Below are 18,522 nucleotides of genomic sequence, written 5' to 3'. Positions count from 1 at the left end.
CGTCAGCGCGCGGTCCGCCGATCCGCCCGACGCCGCAACGCGAGCACGATGCCACCGCCGACCACGACGAGCGCCCCCGCGACACCGGCCATGACGGTGGTCCCGCCGCTCGCCCCGGTCTCGGCGAGATTGCCACTACCGCCGAGGGCGGACGGAACGCTGCTGGGCGACGCGGAGGCCGAGGCGAAGGCCGAGTCCGAGTCCGACGGGGAGGAGGACTGCGCCGACGTGGCCGGAGCCTGACCGGACGGCGTGCCGGCGGCCGAGGCTGATGCCGACCCCGAGGCCGAAGAACCGGTGGAAGCGCAGCTCTCGTCCTGCACGACGACCAGGGGCTGGATGTCGTCGTCGACGAGGCCGCCCGCCTTGACGTGCACCCGGAAGGCAGCCCCGGCATGCCACTCCAGGGGAGTCAGATCGACGCTGACGCCTTGCGCGGTGGGGTGCGCGATGGTCTTGGTGTCGACGAGCCGCTCGTTGTTGATCGGCTGATCCAACTGCAGGTACAGCGAGACGGTGGCCGACGTGCCGGATCCGTCCTTGTCGGTGACCCGGATGACACCGTTGCCCCCGGCGTCACAGACGGCAGCGGCGGAGAAGTCACCGATGGTGCACGCGAGCGCCGACTGTGCGGCCCCGACGGCGAGCGCGGCCGAAGCCGCGAAGGTTCCTATGACACGGGCCGCCACGGCGGCGCGAGATGAACGAGACACGCTTGTCCTTCACGATCGATCAGGATGCGACGAAACGACCCCCAGGGCCGCTGAGCGAGCCCCGGAGAGCCCCGGAGAGCCCCGGAGAGCCCACCGTCAAAGACACATCACAGCCGTTCAAGCCACGCCTAACAGCCGGTCATGATCACCCACGGGACCACCCAAGAAACAGTCATCCCCAGACCGGACCGAGAACCTTGGATCACCGACCGAGGGGAATCGAGCAGCGCGGCACTGCGTCCTGCCGTCGCCGACTCCACCGGCGGGCGCGGCCGCTACGATCGGCCCATGACTTCACATCAGGCGGATGCCGCGTAGATCCCCGCGCGCGCTGCGGGTCACCATGCCCGACAGACCGAGCGACGGTGCGGTGAGCACGCTGCTCATCAGCGCGTGTCCTGGGCCGCCGGCGTGTGCCGCCGTACACACGTACCTCTTCGTCGATGGCCTCGATGTGGTGGCGCGCAGCGACAGCGGCATGGCCGGGCTGGGCCCGAGGCGACTGCTCCGCCCGGGCGGACCGCTCTATCCGACGGATGGGCCGCGCACGGTGGAAGTGGCGGCCCAGAAGCAGCCCGACCCGGGCCCGGACCGGCTGACCATCCGGATCCGGCAGCGGGGCGGGACGGTCGTCTGGTCCGACCTGATGTACCCGGGCCTCGACGACAGGCCTGTCGAGGAGGTTCGCTTCCGCTTGGAGCAGTACCTGGGCGAGGTCGAGCGGGCCTACGCGGCGTTGAAGGCCGACTCGCCACCCAAGGTGCTTGGACAGCCAAGTCGCTTGGAGAGCACGCCAGTTGCCTGCCCCGTCCTGCGGGCACTCGCGGGAACCAGCGGGAGCTGACGGACCACGCCAACGTGCCGGCCCCCGACCGAATCACCCGGTCAGGGGCCGTTCGCACTGCTCACCACGCGGTGGGTGTGGGATTTGAACCCACGGTGACATCGCTGCCACGACGGTTTTCAAGACCGTTCCCTTAGGCCGCTCGGGCAACCCACCCGCGCCCCGGCCCACCAGGGGCGGAGCGGGTACAGAGTACCGGGCGCGGGCGTTTCGCGGGGGCCGTGGGTCACGTGGGGGCCCCAGCGGTTCAAGGGCGGGCCCGACGTGCAGGGGTCGGCGGGGTCTTGGCGGCCGGGTCGAGGGGCAGAGGATCCGCCGTGCCTCCGCCACCGCGCGCGCCGGCTCCTGAAGTACGTGGAAGACCTTGTCGGCACGGTAGCCGCGCACGCTTGCGTCGGCGAACGGCAGATCCTCCGCCCCCGCCTCCTTGAACTCGGCCTCAGACCACCGCTCCCGGGCCGCGGCCAGCATCCACGGGCTGGGGTCCACACCCACCGCGTGGATGCCGCGCTCGGACAGTTCGGCGACGGCTCGTCCGGCGCCGCAGCCGACGTCCACGACGGTCGAGCCCGGTACGAGAGACAGCAGTTCGTAGGAGCGGGTCCGCAGCCGAGTGGCACTCGGCGTCTGGTCCGCAGCGTCGAGGACGGCCAGTAGGGCTTCGGTGTCGCGGTGCTCTTCCACCGCTTCCTGATCCTTGGACATGGACGTCATGCTGCGACTTAATGTCGGCGTGAAGTCAAGCGAAGAGGGCGGTGCCGACACGTTGAGCATCGGCGCCCTCGCGGCACGGTTCGGCCTGGCCACGCACGTGCTGCGACATTGGGAGGCGATGGGCCTGCTGCACCCCGGACGGGGCCGGCAGGCGCCGCCGTTACGGTGCGGACGACCTCACCCGCGTGGCGACGATCCTCATCTTGAAGAAGGCCGGTCTTGGCCTGAACACCATCAGGATCCTGTCCGCCACCGTGGACCGCGCCACCCGGCACGAGATTCTGCATCCCGCGGCCGAGGAACTCCGATTGAGAATCGCCGCGGCCCAGGCCTCATTGGCGCTCATCGAGGGCGGCCTGAACTGCGAGCACGAGGACGTCACCCAGTGCCCGAACTACCGGCGGCTCATCGCCGAGCGACTCACCCCCGAAGTCCGTCCGGACAGCCAGTGATCGAGGCCGTGGCACCAACCTCATGAGGCCGTGGCACCAACCTCGTGAGATGGCACACCCAGAGGCGGTCAGACAACCCGCCCCGCGCCGCCCATGATCGGCGGCGCGGGGACAGGGGCAAAGCGTGACTCCCACGCGCGCGTGGGTCGTCGCAAGTGTCAGCTGTCGCCCTTGCGGGAGCCCAGGGTGAGTTCGACGGAGTTGGACTTGCCGTCGCGCTCGTAGGTGATCTTGACCTTGTCGCCGGGCTGGTGGGTCCAGATCTCGCCGATGAGGGTCGGGCCGCTGTCGATCACCATGCTGTCGAGCTTGGTGATGACGTCGCCGGGCTTGAGGCCGGCCTTGTCGGCCGGGCCGCCCGACTCGACCGCGGAGGCGCCGCCCGCGCCCGTGTCGGTGATCTTCGCGCCGCCCGTGGAGTCCTCCAGGGAGACGGACGCGCCGATCTTGGCGTACACCGGCTCGCCCGTCTTGATCAGCTGCTGGGCGACGTACTTGGCCTGGTTGATCGGGATGGCGAAGCCGAGGCCGATCGAACCGGACTGGGTGGTGCCGCCCAGGCCGCCGCTGCCCGTGGACTGGATCGCGGAGTTGATGCCGATGACGTTGCCGGAGGCGTCCAGCAGCGGGCCGCCGGAGTTGCCCGGGTTGATCGAGGCGTCCGTCTGCAGGGCGCTCATGTAGGAGGAGCTGCTGCCGGCGCCGTCCGAGGACGCGACCGGGCGGTTCTTCGCGCTGATGATGCCGGTCGTGACCGTGTTGGACAGGCCGAACGGGGCGCCGATCGCGATCGTCGAGTCGCCGACCGCCACCTTGTCGGAGTCGCCGAGGGCGAGCGGCTTCAGGTCCGTGGGGGCGTTCTTCAGCTTGATGACGGCGACGTCGTAGCCCTGGGCGTGCCCGACGACCTCGGCGTCGTACTTCTTGCCGTCCGGGAAGGTCGCCGTCACCTTGCCGCCGTCGACCGCGTCCGCGACGACGTGGTTGTTGGTGACGATGTGGCCCTGGGTGTCGAAGACGAAGCCCGTGCCGGTGCCGCCCTCGCCGCTGCTGGACTCGGCCTCGATGGTGACCGTGCTGGGCAGGGCGCCGGCCGCGACCCCGGCGACCGTGCCCGGCTCGCGCTTGACGTCGCCGCCGTTGGTGGACGCGGAGACGGTGGTCGAGCCGCTGTCGTCGTCGTTCTTGGCGAGCGTGTAGCCGAGGCCGCCGCCCAGGCCGCCCGCGACCAGCGCGGCCACCAGGACCGCCGCCACGAGGCCGCCGCGGCCACGGGAGGGCTTGGGCGCGGGCTGCTGGTACGAGGCCCCCCAGACGGTCCCGCTGACACCGCCTGCGCCGCCTGCTCCGGCTGCGCCCCCGTCTCCGGGGGTGGCCTCGCCGTACGCGTGCGTGGCCGCGCCGACGCCCACTCCGGCTTCGGCGTACAGCGGCGTGGCCGGGGGCGGCGGGCTCTGCCAGTCGCCCCCGGAGGCGACCGGGGAGCCCTGCGGGGCCGTGGAGGTCTGCGGAGCGGTCGGCGGCGGCCAGTCGCCGTCGACCGGGGCCGGCGCCGCCTGCGGCACGGTGGGCGGCGGCCAGCCGCCCTCCGGCGCGCCTCCCACGGGAGCGGGCGCGGCTTCCGGCGCCTGCGCGGGCGTCACCGGCAGCGGAGTCGTGGCCGCGCCGGAGTCCGGCGCGGCCGACTGCGGGGGGGCCGAGGGAGAATCCACCGGCACGGGGGGTGCGGACGGGGCCGGGGGTACCTGGGTGCCCTCGCTGGTGCCCTCGTTCTCGGTGCTCACAGCTCTTCTCCTCGATCCACGGCTGTCGTCGGTCGCACTAGGTCGCACTAAGCTCGCGCTCGTCCGCGCTCGTCGCGCTTCGTCGCACGCTTTGTCCTCGACCCGGCGCGCTGAAGCTGTGCATGTGCATTTGCATGTCTTAGCTTTTCCCACGGGCCGTCAGAGCACCATAAGCGGTGGCTGTGGGTCCGTGACCATCCTTTATATGGCTCATTACGCACAATAAGTGCGCATCCTCGAAACATCTCAGAGGGTTCTCAGACGACCGGGCCCCGGTGGCACCATGACGCGGTGACCCACGCACGGCAGCACCACATTCAAGTCGTCGCTCACCGAGGCGCTTCCGAGGAAGCCCCCGAGCACACCCTGGCCGCGTACAAGAAGGCGATCGAGGACGGAGCGGACGCCCTCGAGTGCGATGTACGGCTGACCGCGGACGGCCATCTCGTCTGCGTACACGACCGTCGCGTCAACCGTACGTCCAACGGCCGCGGCGCGGTCTCCGCCCTGGAACTCGCCGACCTGGCGGCGCTGGACTTCGGCTCCTGGAAGACGGGTTCCTGGAAGACGAGAGAGGCACGCGAGGCCTGGCACGCGCGCGAGGAGGACCCCGACTGGGAGGTCCGCCCGGAGGACCGCGAGGAGACCTCCGTCCTGACCCTGGAGCGGCTGCTGGAGCTCGTCTCCGACGCGGGACGCCGGGTGGAGCTGGCCATCGAGACCAAGCATCCGACACGCTGGGCCGGACAGGTGGAGGAGCGACTGCTGGAGCTCCTGAAACGGTTCGGTCTGGAGGCGCCGGCCTCGGCGGCCGAGTCCCCGGTGCGGATCATGAGCTTCTCGGCCCGCTCGCTGCATCGCGTGCATGCCGCCGCCCCCACCGTCCCGACGGTCTACCTGATGCAGTTCGTGTCGCCCCGGCTGCGCGACGGGCGGCTGCCCGCGGGTGTCGGAATCGCCGGCCCCTCGATCCGGATCGTGCGCAACCACCCGGCGTACATCGAGCGACTGAAGCGGGCCGGCCACCAGGTGCACGTGTGGACCGTGAACGAACCGGAAGACGTCGATCTCTGCGCCGAACTGGGCGTCGACGCCATCATCACCAACCGCCCGCGCGCGGTGCTGCAACGACTGGGCCGTTGAGGAAACGACAGCCGAGGAAGTAACAGAAGCCTCACAGAAGTCCCAGAAGCCCCATCCACACCATCCACACCTCTTGACCCCGCCCGCACCACTACAGCATTCTCCGTTCTCAGCCATACCGTCCAAATCCAGCCACTCGCTGACAGGTCCATCACAGGGAGTGCTCCGGCGCGTTCGGTCCGTGTTCGGTCATTCCGAATGCGTCGTCGGACCCGCATTGGCCGGTTTCCGGTACAGGCCAATGGGGCATCCAAACCGTGGCGTGGGGCGAAGGAGGTCTCGGGGGTGGCGTTGGTGGTGGCACAGGAGGTGCCCGCGTCGTCGAGCATGGCCGTACCCCATGGCCCTGCGGGCGTGGGGAACGCAAGACACCGCATGCGTGATCAACTGCGCAGGGGCGGGGTGTCGGAATCGGTCATCGACGACGCCGTACTGATCCTTTCCGAACTCTTGAGCAACGCCTGCAAACACGGCAGGCCTTTGGGCGAGGCCCTGGCCGGGGACGGCGACGTCCGTGCCGCGTGGCGGGTCGAAGCGGGCGGTCGGCTGGTGGTCGAGGTGACCGACGGCGGCGGCCCGACCCGCCCGTCCCCGGCCACCCCCTCCGTGACCGCGCACGGCGGCCGCGGGCTCAACATCATCACGGCGCTGGCCGACGACTGGGGCGTCCGGGACGACGCCCGCGGCGAGATCACGGTGTGGGTCGTCGTCCACGCGGACGTGTACGACCCCGACGCCGGCTGTCGACGCGACGACTTCGCGTCCCGGGTCGCGGCCCCTTCGGTGGCGTCGATGCCCGGCCTCGACTTCGCGGACGCGTTCGACGACCTGGACTAGTTCGACCGGACAGGCTGGACAGGCTGGACAGTTGAACAAGTTGAACCAATTGGACTGGACCGTTGGCGCCCGAGGCCGGAGCCGACGCCGGTTTCCACAGGCCGTGGGTTGTCCACAGGTTCCCGTGACGGAGCGTACGAGCGGCTAGGCTCCCGCCGTACCAGACGAGCCGTACCCGGGAGACACCCAGATGGCCAAGAAGCGACCCCAGACGACGGCCAAGCGGCCGCAGCTCAACGACGCGGACATCCCGGTCGTCGGCGCGCGGGAGCCCTGCCCCTGCGGCAGCGGCCGCCGCTACAAGGCCTGTCACGGCCGGGCCGCCGCGCATGCCGTGACCGAGCTGGTGCAGCGCCCGTTCGACGGCCTGCCGGGCGAGTGCGACTGGGTGGCACTGCGCGAGCTGGTCCCGGCCGCCACCGTCGAGCTGCCGCTGAAGGACGGTCTGCCCGAGGGCGTCCCGTCCGTCACGCTCGCCACCGTGCTGCCGATGGCCTGGCCCGCCCTGCGTCGCGACGACGGCTCGGTGCTGCTCGGCCTGCAGAACGACACGCCGTCGGGCGACATCAGCCGCGACCTGGCCGACACCCTGCTGCGGGCCCTGGCAGCGGACCCCGGCACTCCGGTGCAGGCCCGCCGCGCCCCGGCCGGCGGTCCGCGGATGCAGGATCTGCTCGACCCCGAAGGCGCGTTCGAGCCAGTTGTGCACAGTGGCTTCGAGTTCTGGGTGCCGGACCCGGAGAACGCCGCTCCGGAGGTGGCCGCCTCCCTGGAGCGGGCCAACGCCGCGGCGATCCCGACCGTGAAGCTGACCGGGGTGGACGCCGCGTACTGGTGCGAGACGCCGGACAAGAACCACCTGCGCTGGGTCATGCCGCACCCGGAGGAGCAGCTTCTGGACGCCCTCGCGCGGCTGCACGCGGCCGGCAGCGCCGGCCTCGGGGAGGGCACCCGGCTGGTGGGCTCCTTCCGGGCGCACGGCCTGACGGTGCCGGTCTGGGACCTGCCCAGCGCGCTCACCGCGGACGACGTGGAGAAGCCGGCCGCCGAGTTCGCCGAGCGGCTCGCGACCGCCCTGGCCTCGGACGCTCCGCTCACGGCCGACGAGCGTCGCGCGCGTGGCGGCCTGACCAACCGACAGGTGACGCTGAGCTGACGCACACGGGTGCAACCCGGCCGCACTGACCGACCGGTCAGCAGCCCCGGCACCTGCGGTTGACGTGAGCCTGCTCACAACTACCGTCCACCCAGGGCGAGTCGACGCCAGAAGCGCCGATTCGCCTGTGTCCGGAAAGCCGATGAAAACAAGAGATCGAATTTGCGTAGCGCCGATCTCTTGTTAACGTTCGAGGAGCCCGGTTGCTGGTGCATCCCCCGTCGCCAGCAACCGGGTTTTTCTCTGCCCGGCCCCGTTCACAGGGGGCCAGGGCACGTCAACTCCCCGTGTCCGCCTGGGAGTTGACCGAACGGGAGTTGCTTCCGGAGCGCAGCAGCAGCGGCCCGTCGTCGGCCGCTCCGGCGAACTCCGCGACCGCCGTATAAGCCGCCAGTTCCCCCCGGGTCCGCTCATGGGGCGTCTCGCAGGATTCCGGCTCGTCCTCGGCGCTCACCGCGCAGCGCGTCTGCACCGTGCGCCCCGCGGGCCCCATGAGGCTCAGAAAGGCGTCCAGGGCGCGTCCGGTGGCGTTGCGGTAGTAGGTGCGCGCCCAGGTGTCCTCGCCCTGGGACAGGACACAGGTCTGCGCCTCCACACCGTCGGGGGAGGTGAGTTCGGGGCCGCAGCGGGCGGCGGCGGCCAGTCCCAGCCCGAGCGTCAGCGGGGAGCGGCTGGGCACGGCGGGCTGCGCCTTGGGATCCGTGCGCCCGGCCTGCCCGGCGGCACGCGTATCGGCCACATCGGCCGCGCGCGTACCGGGGGCGTACGTGCCGGACGCTCGCCCTTCGTCGCCGACCGGCCCCGCGGACGCCATGGCCAAGGGCAGTGCGATCGCGCATGCCACGGCGCCCCCGAGGGCGAGGAAACGAAGGTTCATGTAGCGGAAGATAGAGGGCGAACCCGGGCATGCCGTCCGTCGCACGCCCGACACCCCTACAACTCGGGGGCGCTCACACCCGTACGAGTGAGGGCGTCCACCACGGCGTCCACCACGGCCTCGACGTCGGGCACCCAGGGCGAGGCCGAGCCGGGCAGCGGCGCGCGCTCCCACCAGATGTCCCCGCGACCCGTCTCGGACGGGGGCAGGGCGATGTAGCCGCCCTCGCCGTGGAAGCGCAGGGAGCCGGGCACGAAGTCCTTGGCGTAGAGCAGTTCACCCAGCTGCTCCATCGTGTACGGCCGGACGAGGATGAACCAGCGGGTCGGCGAGGCGGCCACCGGGCCGAGCCGCATGCCCTGCCGGTCGAGCGCCACGAGCGCGCGCGACGCCGCAAGGGCCGGGAGGCTGACCGCGCAGGGGGCGGTGCCCCCGGTGGCCAGGATGATCGGTGCGGCCGGCCGGTTTGTCCACCACCAGCGCACCATGCGCGCATCCGTGCTGGCCGCGAGGAGGCCCGGGTCGAAGGGGTGAGCACCGGGGACCGTGCACTCCGGGTCGGGGCAGGTGCAGCGGGAGGCACTCCGCTGATCCGCCGTCGCCCCGGGGAGGACGGGCCACTGCCATTCCGTCGCGAAGGTGAGGGCCGAGTCGATCAACTCAGGCCCCCCGTCGCTGCGCTGGGACAGGAGCCTGCGTCGCTTTCCGAGGATCTCGCGCATGAGCGCTCGTTCCTTTCCGTTGCACCGCTGGCAACACCGTGGGTCACATCACACCATGTGTCGATCACTTCACTGTGCGTACCTGTTGGCGCATCACACCCCTGTCCTGGACAAGGGGAACCCCTCAGGGTCGAGCGGTGGCTGCTTGCGCGGCCACTCCGTCCGACTTGCGTCCGTCTAATGCCTGGGCGTGGCGTGGGGTGGCGAAGTCTGGCGTTTAACGTCGCACGTATTTCTCTTCGCCTCCGCCACGGGAGGATGGGGCACGGTCGTCGATGACTATGACGCCCGGGCCGGTCACCAGGTTCCGGAGGCTCCCTGCGAGCTCCCAACGATCCCTGGCCCTTACCGAGTACGTACCCATCACGACCGCTGTGACGCTCCGTGGAGCAAACCCAGTCGACCCCAATCACCCGTTACCCGAGGCAGTTTTAAGCCAACTTTACGATTCCGCAAGGGAGCCGTCAGAGGCGTGCGCGATTCCCCCGAAGACCCCACGGACACCAGCAATCCCAGCAGGACAATGCTGGACATCCACTTACGAGTGCGTGTACATGTGGAGACACCGCTAGCGGCGCAGAATGACATGGGGGTTTGCGATGCTTTTGAGCAATACGCTCCGGTCCGAGAGCCGGACGCCATGAACGCCCCTCACCCTCCGAAAGTGGCTGGAATCGATTCAACGGTTCCCTCGCCCGCACACACTGTCCCGCCCGCGCCCGCCACCCCGGGCACCCCGACGGTCCCCGCGGCCTCCCCCTGCTCCTCCGGCCCGGGAGCCCTGCTGACGGACCGGCTCGCCGGCTGGGTGTCGGATCTCACGACCCTCCACGAACTCACCGAACGCCTGGCCCGCACGGACGCACTGCCGGAAGCCCTCCAGGAGCTGCTGCACGCCGGAGCCGCCCTCGTGGGCGCCCGACGCGGTCTCGTCGTCCTCGAACCCGCCGACCGTCTCGGACCCGACACCACGATCGGGCTGGGCCTCGGCCGCGCCGACCTCGGCCACATCGAGACCGTGCCGCGCAGCGCCCTGTCCTACGGCCGGATCCTCGACGGGCTGCCCGGCGGCGAGGGGGAGATCGCCGAGCCCGACCTGTTCGCCGGGGACGGCCTGGACCCCCGCCACCGCGAGGTGGCCGCCCGTCTCGGCTACGCCGCCAGCTACGCGCTGCCGCTGGAGGCCGAGGAAGCGTCGGGCCGCCTGGGCGCGGCCGTATGGCTCTACGACGAACCCGCCGAACCGGGCGAGCGCCAGCGCCACCTGGTCGGCCTGTACGTCCGGTACGCCGCCGAGCATCTGGCCCGGCTGGTGGAGCTGGAGCGCACACGCGCGTGCATGAAGACGATGACCGAGGAACTGCTGCCGTCCCGGCTGCCGCGCGTGCCCGGCGTCCAGCTCGCCGCCCGGCACCGCACCGGCCCGCGCGGGGGCGGCGACTGGTACGACGCGCTGCCGCTGCCGGACGCCGCGCTGGGCCTCGCCGTCGGGTCCGTCACCGGCTCCGGGCCGAGCGCCGTCGCCGCCATGGGCCGACTGCGCGCCTCGCTGCGGGCGTACGCGGTGATGGAGGGCGAGGACCCCGTCGCCGTCCTGTCCGACCTGGAGCTGCTGTTGCGGCTGACCGAGCCCGCGCGGTCCGCCACCGCTCTGTTCGCCTACTGCGAACCCGCCCTGCGCAAGATCACCCTGGCCGGCGCCGGGCACTGCCCGCCGCTGCTGGTCGGCGAGCGGCGCACGGAGTTCGCCGAGACGTCCGTCTCCGCGCCGCTGGGCATGCTGGCCTGCTGGGAGGCGCCGAGCGTGGAACTGGAGGCCGAGCCCGGCGAGACGGTTCTGCTCTACACCGACGGCCTGCTGCACCGCACCGGCGACCCCGTCGACCGCGCCTTCGCCCGGCTGCACGCGGCGGCCGCCGGGGTGCCGAAGGCGCTGCGGCACGACCCCGGCGCGATCGCCGACCACGTGCTGCGCACGGTCCTGCCGGACGGGCTGGACGAGCAGGACAGCGACGAGGACGTGGTGCTGCTGGCGGCCCGCTTCGAGTAGTCGGCCATGAGCAGGTCTTCCCCACCTGGGCCCCCTTACGTACGACCGTACGATGGAGGGGGTCCAGTGCCGTATCAAGGAGGATGACCGTGGCCGACGAGCTCACCCCGGAGACCCCGGAAGAGTCGGAAGAGCCCATCAAGAAGCGGAAGAACGGCCTGTACCCGGGCGTCTCCGACGAGCTCGCCGAGAACATGAAGTCCGGCTGGGCCGACACGGAGCTGCACGACCTTCAGCCCATCCCCCAGGCCGCCGAGACCGCCGCCCGCCGCGCCGCGCTCTCCGCACGCTTCCCGGGCGAGCGCCTGGTGATCCCCGCGGGCAACCTGAAGACCCGCTCGAACGACACGGAGTACGCCTTCCGCGCCTCCGTCGAGTACGCGTACCTCACCGGCAACCAGACGGAGGACGGCGTCCTCGTCCTGGAGCCGGTCGCCGACGGCCACAAGGCCACGATCTACCTGCTGCCGCGCTCCGACCGCGAGAACGGCGAGTTCTGGCTGTCCGGCCAGGGCGAGCTGTGGGTCGGCCGCCGCCACTCGCTCACCGAGGCGGCGCAGGTGTACGGCGTTCCCGCCTCCGACGTACGCGAGCTGCCCGACAAGCTGCGCGAGGCCACCGGCCCGGTGCGGGTCGTGCGCGGTTACGACGCGGGCATCGAGGCCGCCCTGACCGACAAGGTCACCGGCGAACGCGACGAGGAGCTGCGCGTCTTCCTCTCCGAGGCCCGTCTGGTCAAGGACGACTTCGAGATCGGCGAGCTCCAGAAGGCCGTCGACTCGACGGTCCGCGGCTTCGAGGACGTGGTGAAGGTCCTCGACAGGGCAGAGGCCACCAGCGAGCGCTACATCGAGGGCACGTTCTTCCTCCGCGCGCGCGTGGAGGGCAACGACGTCGGCTACGGCACCATCGCCGCCGCCGGCCCGCACGCCTGCACGCTGCACTGGGTGCGCAACGACGGCCCGGTCCGCTCCGGCGACCTGCTGCTGCTCGACGCGGGCGTCGAGACGCACACCTACTACACCGCCGACGTCACGCGCACGCTGCCGGTCGACGGCCGCTTCAGCGAGATCCAGAAGAAGATCTACGACGCCGTGTACGACGCCCAGGAGGCCGGTATCGAGGCCGTCCGGCCGGGCGGCAAGTACCGCGACTTCCACGACGCCGCGCAGCGCGTGCTGGCCGAGCGGCTGGTCGAGTGGGGCCTGGTCGAGGGCCCGGTGGAGCGGGTCCTGGAGCTCGGCCTCCAGCGCCGCTGGACGCTGCACGGCACCGGTCACATGCTCGGCATGGACGTCCACGACTGCGCCGCCGCGCGCGTGGAGTCGTACGTCGACGGCACGCTGGAGCCGGGCATGGTGCTGACCGTCGAGCCCGGGCTGTACTTCCAGGCCGACGACCTGACGGTGCCCGAGGAGTACCGGGGCATCGGCGTCCGCATCGAGGACGACATCCTCGTCACCGAGGACGGCAACCGGAACCTGTCGGACGGGCTGCCGCGCCGCTCCGACGAGGTCGAGGCGTGGATGGCGGCCTTCAAGGGCCCCAAGGATTCCAAGAGTCCCAAGGGTCCCAAGGGCTCTAAGGGTTCCAAAGGTTCCAAAGGGGACAAGAGCTGATCCATCCGCCTGAGGCCGCATGCCACAGCCGGCCCCGCGCCCCTTTGGGGTGCGGGGCTGTGGCATGCGGCCTCAGGCGGCGCGGGCGAGCGCGGTGACCGGGAGAGCGTCCACGAAGAGGGCTCCGGCGAGGAGGCCCGCACTGCCTCGGGGGCTCCACGCGCGCGCGTGGAGGTCGGTGTCGAGGTCGGAGAGGGCCTTGCGGCCTGCCGGGGTCGTCGTGCCGCCCGCCTCCAGGACTCCGCGGGCGCCGGCCTGTACATGGCGCAGACCCAGCGGGCCCGCGGTGTGCAGCAGCTCTGTGTCCTGAAGGGTGGACATCACGGTGAGCAGGGCGTCGAGCCAGGCCGCGGGCTCGTCCGCACCGGCCTTGCGGGCCGCGGCGAGCGCGTCCAGCGCCCGCCGTACGTGCGGGAACCCGGCGCGCGCCTCGCCGCGGGCGCCGGCCGCGCCGTACTTCGCCGAGACCGTCGCGCCCCGGGAGGGCCGTCGCGGGGCGCCCCGGTCGGGGTGCGCGGCGATCCGCTTGGCGGTCGCGGCGACCTCGACGCCTCGCGCGCGCGGTTCGAGCGCGGCCGCCGCGACCAGCAGGCCGAGCGTCCACAGCGCGCCCCGGTGCCCGCCGCCGGCGAGGCCCACCGAGTGCTCGGTGCACCTCCCGATCGCGCCCAGCTCCGCCCGGAGCGGGAGCGTGGGTTCGCCGGTGCGGCGGGCCGCCGCGGCCATCGCCGCGAGGCCGGGTGCGAGTGCCTTGGCCGACCAGCGCAGCCCGCAGTGGTCCTTGCGGGTGACGCGGGCGGCCAGGTCACGGGGGTCGGGCAGGCCCGGCTTGGGAGCCAGGGCCAGCTGACCGGTCAGCGCGGCCACCGCGGCCTGCGCGAGCGCATCGTCCTCACGGCTTGTCATGGCCCGGCCTCAGGAGGACGCGGAGGCCGACGGGGCGTCGCTCGGCGGGGTGCCCGTGGGGGCGTCGCCGCTCGGGGGCGTGCCGCCGCCTCCGCCGCCGCCCGCGCCGGTGTTCTCGGCATCGGGGTCGACGCCCAGGGTGATGGACCCCTTGTAGCCCTTGGACGGGTCCGCCTTGTGCACGGCCTTCAGCGTCAGCAGGCCGCTGGATGTGCCGCCGCCGTCGTAGACCATGTCGTTGTCGAGGGTGGTGTAGCTGCCGGAGTGCTGGGAGTAGGGCTCCAGCGTGAAGATCTCCTGGGCGGCGGCGTCGGGGAAGAACAGCTGGCCGGTGTAGTTGACCTTGCCGCCCTCGTAGGTGCCGTCCTCCTTCTGGCCGCCCGTGTGCACCTTGAGGTGGATGTGGCAGGTGCGGGGCGTGTACCAGCCGGGGAAGATCGTCTCGAACTTGACCACCCCGTTGGCGTTGGCGATCTGGTAGCCGCGCAGGTAGGTGTTGTCGTTGGCGGTGGAGCCGTCCTCGCTCTCCGCCGGGGCCGAGCCGCCGGGGTTGGCGGTCGTGTAGCCGGAGTAGTAGCCCCACGCGTCGCAGTGCCAGATCTCGACGGCCGCGCCGGCGACCGGCGTGCAGCCGTCGGTGGCGTCGACGACGGTGAGCCGCAGGGTCAGCGGCACGCCGCTCTTGCCCTCGGTGATGTCCTTGCGCACCAAGGCACCGTCGAGGTAGTAGGGCCCTTCCGTGACGCTCGTCATCAGCGTCATGCAGCTGCTGCTCGTGGAGGTGGCGGACGCCGACGCGCTCGCCTCGGCCTCCGTGGACGTGTCGGCGAAGGCCGACTGGTAACCGGCGGCGACGAGTCCGCCGGCCGCGACCGTGCCGCCGGTCACCACGAGGGCGCGGCGCCGGGTGATGGTGGTGTCTTTGCGATTTCCCGTCATGAACATGAACGTAGAAACGCCACCAGTCAGCGACATTGGTGAACGCTGAGAGGAACCTGTGAGTGCCGGGAAACCTGAAATCCCTGCACCGCGACAGGGCCGACGCCTGGTCAGACGGCCATGAGGGGTGCGTCCTTGCGCCACTTGAGGATCTTGTCGAAGCTCACCACCGCGCCGCCGAGCCCCGGCTTGTTGCCGATGTGGACGTGGTCGGCGAGTTCCCGGATGAGGAAGAGGCCCCGGCCCTGTTCGGCGTCGGTGCTCATGCGCACCGGCCCCGGCGCGGGCGCGGAACGCCCGCCGGTGAACCCCGGCCCCGAGTCGGCGACCTCGATACGGCACTTCTCGCCGTCGAGGTAGGCGGTGACGCGGTACGCCTCCGAACAGGCGCCGTGCGCGGTGTCCCCGCCGTGCTCGACGGCGTTGGCACAGGCCTCGCTCAAGGCCACGGAGAGGTCGTAACTGACGTCGGGATCGACGCCCGCCGTATCCATGGCGCCGAGCAACAGGCGGCGGGCGAGCGGGACGCTCGCGGCTTCACGCCGCAGATGGAGTGACCACCAGATGCTCATGCTCCAGCCTCCTGGCCGCGGCTCGACATACCGATACGTATTGCCGCGCACGGGCGTATGTAAGCGCGAATTCCACGTGATGCCGCCCATATGGGGGATGCACGCAGGCCAGGAATCGGTGTATGTAGGACTCAACAGGCATCAGTAGTACCAGTCGCACCAGAAGCTGATCTTCCGCATCGTAGGTGACCTTGTGGACCTGCCGTATGGCGGCGGTAAGGCCAGTGCGATGATGAGCCCGCCATGTCTGCCCCCCACAGCGAGCGCTCCGGTCGCGATCTACGGCTGCTGCGGGCCGCGGTGTTCGCCGCGGTCTGCGTCGTGCTGGCCGCTGCCGGGCACACGTTGGCCTCCTGCGCCACCGTCCCGCTGTGGACGTTGGGCGCGGGATTCCTCGGGGTCCTCGCGGTCGTGGCGCCGCTCGCCGGACGCGAGCGCTCGCTGCCGGGCATCGCGGCGCTGCTCGCCGTCGGACAGACCGTGCTGCACACGCTGTTCGGACTCGGGCAGCACACCGCCTCCGCTTCGGCTTCCGCTTCGACTTCGGCGTCGGCCGCGCTGTCCGCGTCCGACGCCGCGCTCGTGGCCCGCGCGGCCCGGCTGGTGTGCGGGGTCGCCGCGGGCGCGATCAGCCCGGTCCGGGCCCAGCAGATCCTCGTCGACGCACGGCTCTACCCCGATGCGACTGCCATGCGCGGCATGGGCGGCATGGGCGGCATGACCGGGATGGGCGACTCCACGCACCATCCCGCGGACGCCCTGTCCACCGCCGGCTCGTCGATGTCCCTGCTGCCGTCCCTGCCGATGCTGCTCGGTCACGTCCTCGCGGCCGTCGCCGCCGGCTGGCTGCTGCGGCGCGGCGACACGGCCCTGCTGCGACTGCTCGCCCTGTCGGCCCACGGCGTCGCCGAGGGCGCGCTCGTACGGTCCCTGCGCGGGGCGCTCGCGCTGGTGCGCGCCCTGCTCGCGGGGCTGCCCGCCACGCCCGGGGCGGGACCGCGCGTCCGGCGCACCGCGCCGGCCCCGTCGGCGCCGCCCCGGACGACCGCACTACAGCACTCGGTGATCAGACGAGGCCCACCGGCGGCCGTATCCGCTCTCGTCCTCGCTGCCTGACGCGACACGACCAGCACTCCACCACACGGGGGGGGCGGCCGCTGTCGTGCGGCACGCGCGCGTGCGTACGTCCGTGCTCACGCCTCCTCACTTACAGACTCACTCAGAGTGGAGTGCTCGCTGTCATGAAGGCCTCTCGCATCGCCTCCCGCGTCGCCGCCGCCGCTGCCGTCGCCGGTTCCGCCGTTCTCGCCCTGTCCGCGCCCGCCTTCGCGCACGTCAGCGTCGCCGCCGAGGGCACCGCCGCCAAGGGCGGTTACGCGGTCGTCGACTTCAAGGTTCCCAACGAGCGGGACGACGCCTCGACGACCAAGCTCGAGGTCACCTTCCCGACCGACCACCCGCTCGCCTCCGCCCTGCCGGAGCCGATCAACGGCTGGACGATCGTCGTCACCAAGGCCAAGCTCGCCAAGCCCCTCACCGTGCACGGCAAGCAGATCTCCGAGGCCGTCTCCAAGATCACCTGGACCGCGACCGGCGAGGGCATCAAGGCCGGCTTCTTCCAGAAGTTCCCGGTCTCCGTCGGCGCGCTCCCCGAGGACGCCGACGAACTCGTCTTCAAGGCGATCCAGACGTACTCCAACAAGGAGGTCGTCCGCTGGATCGAGGTCCAGGAGGACGGCGCCGAGGAGCCGGAGAACCCGGCCCCGGTGCTGGCCCTGGCCGCCGCCACCGAGGACCACCACGGCACGGGCGCCGAGGCTGCCTCCGACGAGTCCGACGACGCCAAGGCGGCCGCCGCGACGACCGAGGCGGCCTCCGACTCCGACAGCAGCGACACCACCGCCCGCGTCCTCGGCGTGGTCGGCATCGTCGTCGGCGCCGCGGGTGTGGCGTACGGCGTGCTCGCCGGCCGCCGCCGGACCACGACGACCGAGGCCTGAGCCCCACGTCGGCGTCGGGCGGCCGTGGTCGCCCGACGCCGGATTTCACACATCTGGGATATTTTCTATGCGCAAGAAGACGTTCGCCGTGGCCGCGCTCCTCGCCGCCGCCACCCTCACCCTCTCCGCCTGCAGCACCGGCAGCAGCGACAGCAGCAGCCCCGTCGCCGTCGTCTCCGAGGACTCCTCGCAGCAGGCCGCGACCGTGCTGGACCAGCCCTTCACCAAGCCCGACCTGGTCCTCACCGACACCCAGGGCAAGAGTTACGACCTGCGCAAGGAGACCGCGGGCCACCCGACGCTGATCTACTTCGGCTACACCAACTGCCCGGACGTCTGCCCGTTGACGATGAACAACATCGCCATCGCCAAGAAGCAGCTGCCCCAGGCCGAACAGGACGAACTGCGCGTCGTGTTCGTCACCACCGACCCGGACCGCGACACCTCCGCCGCGCTCGGCAAGTGGCTGAAAGGCATCGACTCCCAGGTCATCGGTCTGACCGGGAAGTTCGCGACCATCCAGGCCGCCGCCCGCACCCTCGGCATCTCCGTCGAGGCGCCGCACAAGGACAAGAACGGCAAGATCGTCTCCACCCACGGCACCCAGGTCGTCGCCTTCTCCCCGAAGACGAACGGCGGCTACCTGCTGTACGGCGAGGACGCCAACGTCGACGACTACACCAAGGACCTCCCCAAGATCATCAAGGGCGAGAACCCGTGACGTCCGTACGGCTCCTGGGCGCCTGGTCCGCGGTGGTCACCGGGGCACTGCTGCTGACAGGGTGCGGGTCGGACGCGGGCGGCAAGGACCCCGGCGGCAAGGCGGAGTTGTCCGTCCGGGCCGCCTACATTCCGCAGCCCGTCTCCGACACGATGGCCGCCGGTTTCCTGACCATCGTCAACGAGGGCGGGACGAAGGACGAGCTGACCTCCGTCACCAGTGCCGCGGCGGGCAGCGTCACCCTTCACGAGACCGTCGGGTCGTCCATGGAGGAGGTCACGTCCCTCGACGTGCCCGCACACGGTCAACTCGTGTTCAAGAGCGGTGGGAACCACCTGATGTTCGAGAAGCTGAAGAGCAAACCGGTGCAGGGCGAGACGCTGACCGTCGAGCTGCACTTCGCCGCGTCCGACCCCGTGAAGGTCGAGATCCCGGTGAAGTCCGCCGTGTACGACCCGAAGACCGGCCACTGA

17 protein-coding genes, 1 tRNA gene and 3 pseudogenes are annotated in these 18,522 nt (G+C 71.3%); 12 read left to right on the top strand and 9 right to left on the bottom strand.

Annotated elements, in window-relative coordinates:
• Positions 1–2: 2 nt before the first annotated feature.
• Positions 3–713, bottom strand: a complete 711-nt coding sequence (locus AB0J04_RS07005) for an LAETG motif-containing sortase-dependent surface protein (protein ID WP_363167325.1) — start codon at positions 711–713, stop codon at positions 3–5.
• Positions 714–1,170: 457 nt separating this feature from the next.
• On the opposite strand from AB0J04_RS07005, the gene AB0J04_RS07000 reads away from it, so the two are divergent.
• Positions 1,171–1,557, top strand: coding sequence for a hypothetical protein (locus AB0J04_RS07000; protein ID WP_363167324.1), 387 nt, complete (start codon positions 1,171–1,173; stop codon positions 1,555–1,557).
• A 69-nt stretch (positions 1,558–1,626) separates the two neighbouring features.
• On the opposite strand, the gene AB0J04_RS06995 is transcribed toward AB0J04_RS07000, so the two are convergent.
• Both AB0J04_RS06995 and AB0J04_RS06990 read right to left on the bottom strand, forming a co-directional pair.
• A tRNA-Ser gene (locus AB0J04_RS06995) sits at positions 1,627–1,713 on the bottom strand.
• Positions 1,714–1,917: 204 nt separating this feature from the next.
• A pseudogene (locus tag AB0J04_RS06990) lies at positions 1,918–2,262 on the bottom strand (methyltransferase domain-containing protein); the annotation flags it as partial.
• Here AB0J04_RS06990 and AB0J04_RS06985 point away from each other — a divergent pair.
• Together AB0J04_RS06985 and AB0J04_RS06980 are read left to right on the top strand one after the other, a co-directional pair.
• Positions 2,261–2,374 (top strand): annotated as a pseudogene (locus tag AB0J04_RS06985) (MerR family transcriptional regulator); the annotation flags it as partial. The pseudogenes AB0J04_RS06990 and AB0J04_RS06985 overlap by 2 nt on opposite strands.
• A gap of 82 nt (positions 2,375–2,456) precedes the next feature.
• Complete coding sequence (locus AB0J04_RS06980; protein ID WP_363167379.1) at positions 2,457–2,723, top strand: hypothetical protein; 267 nt, start codon at positions 2,457–2,459, stop codon at positions 2,721–2,723.
• 158 nt (positions 2,724–2,881) lie between these two features.
• Here AB0J04_RS06980 and AB0J04_RS06975 read toward each other — a convergent pair whose 3' ends face one another.
• Complete coding sequence (locus AB0J04_RS06975) at positions 2,882–4,507, bottom strand: trypsin-like peptidase domain-containing protein (protein ID WP_363167323.1); 1,626 nt, start codon at positions 4,505–4,507, stop codon at positions 2,882–2,884.
• Positions 4,508–4,798: 291 nt separating this feature from the next.
• Between AB0J04_RS06975 and AB0J04_RS06970 the strand changes: the two genes are divergently transcribed.
• The 3 genes from AB0J04_RS06970 to AB0J04_RS06960 all read left to right on the top strand — a co-directional run bounded on the left by AB0J04_RS06970 (position 4,799) and on the right by AB0J04_RS06960 (position 7,643).
• On the top strand, positions 4,799–5,650 hold the full coding sequence (locus tag AB0J04_RS06970) for a glycerophosphodiester phosphodiesterase (protein ID WP_363167322.1): 852 nt from the start codon (positions 4,799–4,801) through the stop codon (positions 5,648–5,650).
• A gap of 198 nt (positions 5,651–5,848) precedes the next feature.
• Positions 5,849–6,487 (top strand): ATP-binding protein, encoded by a 639-nt coding sequence (locus AB0J04_RS06965; protein ID WP_363167321.1) that lies wholly within the window; start codon positions 5,849–5,851, stop codon positions 6,485–6,487.
• A gap of 190 nt (positions 6,488–6,677) precedes the next feature.
• A complete protein-coding gene (locus AB0J04_RS06960; RefSeq protein ID WP_363167320.1) occupies positions 6,678–7,643 on the top strand; it encodes a DUF5926 family protein in 966 nt (321 codons plus the stop codon).
• 277 nt (positions 7,644–7,920) lie between these two features.
• Here the strand turns inward: AB0J04_RS06960 and AB0J04_RS06955 are convergent, their stop codons facing one another.
• Positions 7,921–8,520: a hypothetical protein gene (locus AB0J04_RS06955; protein WP_363167319.1), complete on the bottom strand. Its 600-nt coding sequence runs from the start codon at positions 8,518–8,520 to the stop codon at positions 7,921–7,923.
• A 56-nt stretch (positions 8,521–8,576) separates the two neighbouring features.
• Positions 8,577–9,242, bottom strand: coding sequence for a bifunctional DNA primase/polymerase (locus tag AB0J04_RS06950; protein ID WP_363167318.1), 666 nt, complete (start codon positions 9,240–9,242; stop codon positions 8,577–8,579).
• A 523-nt stretch (positions 9,243–9,765) separates the two neighbouring features.
• Between AB0J04_RS06950 and AB0J04_RS06945 the strand changes: the two genes are divergently transcribed.
• Both AB0J04_RS06945 and AB0J04_RS06940 read left to right on the top strand, forming a co-directional pair.
• Positions 9,766–11,292 carry a PP2C family protein-serine/threonine phosphatase gene (locus AB0J04_RS06945; RefSeq protein WP_363167374.1) on the top strand — a complete coding sequence of 509 codons (1,527 nt, stop codon included), beginning with the start codon at positions 9,766–9,768 and terminating at the stop codon, positions 11,290–11,292.
• A gap of 89 nt (positions 11,293–11,381) precedes the next feature.
• Positions 11,382–12,836: pseudogene (locus AB0J04_RS06940) on the top strand (aminopeptidase P family protein); the annotation flags it as partial.
• Positions 12,837–12,983: 147 nt separating this feature from the next.
• Here the strand turns inward: AB0J04_RS06940 and AB0J04_RS06935 are convergent.
• From AB0J04_RS06935 to AB0J04_RS06925, 3 genes are all read right to left on the bottom strand, one after another.
• On the bottom strand, positions 12,984–13,817 hold the full coding sequence (locus AB0J04_RS06935; RefSeq protein WP_363167317.1) for a triphosphoribosyl-dephospho-CoA synthase: 834 nt from the start codon (positions 13,815–13,817) through the stop codon (positions 12,984–12,986).
• Between the two features lie 9 nt (positions 13,818–13,826).
• A complete protein-coding gene (locus AB0J04_RS06930; RefSeq protein ID WP_363167316.1) occupies positions 13,827–14,762 on the bottom strand; it encodes an intradiol ring-cleavage dioxygenase in 936 nt (311 codons plus the stop codon).
• 104 nt (positions 14,763–14,866) lie between these two features.
• Entirely contained in the window at positions 14,867–15,328 is a 462-nt protein-coding gene (locus AB0J04_RS06925; protein ID WP_363167315.1) for an ATP-binding protein, read from the bottom strand.
• A gap of 243 nt (positions 15,329–15,571) precedes the next feature.
• Here AB0J04_RS06925 and AB0J04_RS06920 point away from each other — a divergent pair, with 243 nt between their 5' ends.
• From AB0J04_RS06920 to AB0J04_RS06905, 4 genes are all read left to right on the top strand, one after another.
• Entirely contained in the window at positions 15,572–16,444 is an 873-nt protein-coding gene (locus tag AB0J04_RS06920; protein ID WP_363167314.1) for a hypothetical protein, read from the top strand.
• 125 nt (positions 16,445–16,569) lie between these two features.
• On the top strand, positions 16,570–17,328 hold the full coding sequence (locus AB0J04_RS06915) for a YcnI family protein (RefSeq protein WP_363167313.1): 759 nt from the start codon (positions 16,570–16,572) through the stop codon (positions 17,326–17,328).
• Positions 17,329–17,395: 67 nt separating this feature from the next.
• The gene (locus tag AB0J04_RS06910) at positions 17,396–18,049 is read left to right on the top strand and encodes an SCO family protein (protein WP_363167312.1); all 654 of its coding nucleotides are present in this window, start codon (positions 17,396–17,398) and stop codon (positions 18,047–18,049) included.
• Positions 18,046–18,522, top strand: a complete 477-nt coding sequence (locus tag AB0J04_RS06905; RefSeq protein WP_363167311.1) for a copper chaperone PCu(A)C — start codon at positions 18,046–18,048, stop codon at positions 18,520–18,522. The genes AB0J04_RS06910 and AB0J04_RS06905 overlap by 4 nt, the downstream gene beginning before the upstream one ends.

The organism is Streptomyces sp. NPDC050263 (genome assembly GCF_040655955.1).
Classification (GTDB): Bacteria; Actinomycetota; Actinomycetes; order Streptomycetales; family Streptomycetaceae; genus Streptomyces.
The sequence above is the reverse complement of the archived record's forward strand: the minus strand, read 5'-3'. Positions and strand labels throughout refer to the sequence as shown.

Excerpts from the sequence above, each read along its gene's own strand:
- AB0J04_RS06920 (WP_363167314.1), top strand. The coding sequence starts at position 15,572 with ATGTCTGCCCCCCACAGCGAGCGCTCCGGTCGCGATCTACGGCTGCTG.
- AB0J04_RS06935 (WP_363167317.1), bottom strand. The coding sequence starts at position 13,817 with ATGACAAGCCGTGAGGACGATGCGCTCGCGCAGGCCGCGGTGGCCGCG.
- AB0J04_RS06930 (WP_363167316.1), bottom strand. The coding sequence starts at position 14,762 with ATGTTCATGACGGGAAATCGCAAAGACACCACCATCACCCGGCGCCGC.
- AB0J04_RS06945 (WP_363167374.1), top strand. The coding sequence starts at position 9,766 with ATGCTGGACATCCACTTACGAGTGCGTGTACATGTGGAGACACCGCTA.
- AB0J04_RS06925 (WP_363167315.1), bottom strand. The coding sequence starts at position 15,328 with ATGAGCATCTGGTGGTCACTCCATCTGCGGCGTGAAGCCGCGAGCGTC.
- AB0J04_RS06955 (WP_363167319.1), bottom strand. The coding sequence starts at position 8,520 with ATGAACCTTCGTTTCCTCGCCCTCGGGGGCGCCGTGGCATGCGCGATC.
- AB0J04_RS06915 (WP_363167313.1), top strand. The coding sequence starts at position 16,570 with ATGAAGGCCTCTCGCATCGCCTCCCGCGTCGCCGCCGCCGCTGCCGTC.
- AB0J04_RS06910 (WP_363167312.1), top strand. The coding sequence starts at position 17,396 with ATGCGCAAGAAGACGTTCGCCGTGGCCGCGCTCCTCGCCGCCGCCACC.
- AB0J04_RS06960 (WP_363167320.1), top strand. The coding sequence starts at position 6,678 with ATGGCCAAGAAGCGACCCCAGACGACGGCCAAGCGGCCGCAGCTCAAC.
- AB0J04_RS06965 (WP_363167321.1), top strand. The coding sequence starts at position 5,849 with ATGCGTCGTCGGACCCGCATTGGCCGGTTTCCGGTACAGGCCAATGGG.
- AB0J04_RS06950 (WP_363167318.1), bottom strand. The coding sequence starts at position 9,242 with ATGCGCGAGATCCTCGGAAAGCGACGCAGGCTCCTGTCCCAGCGCAGC.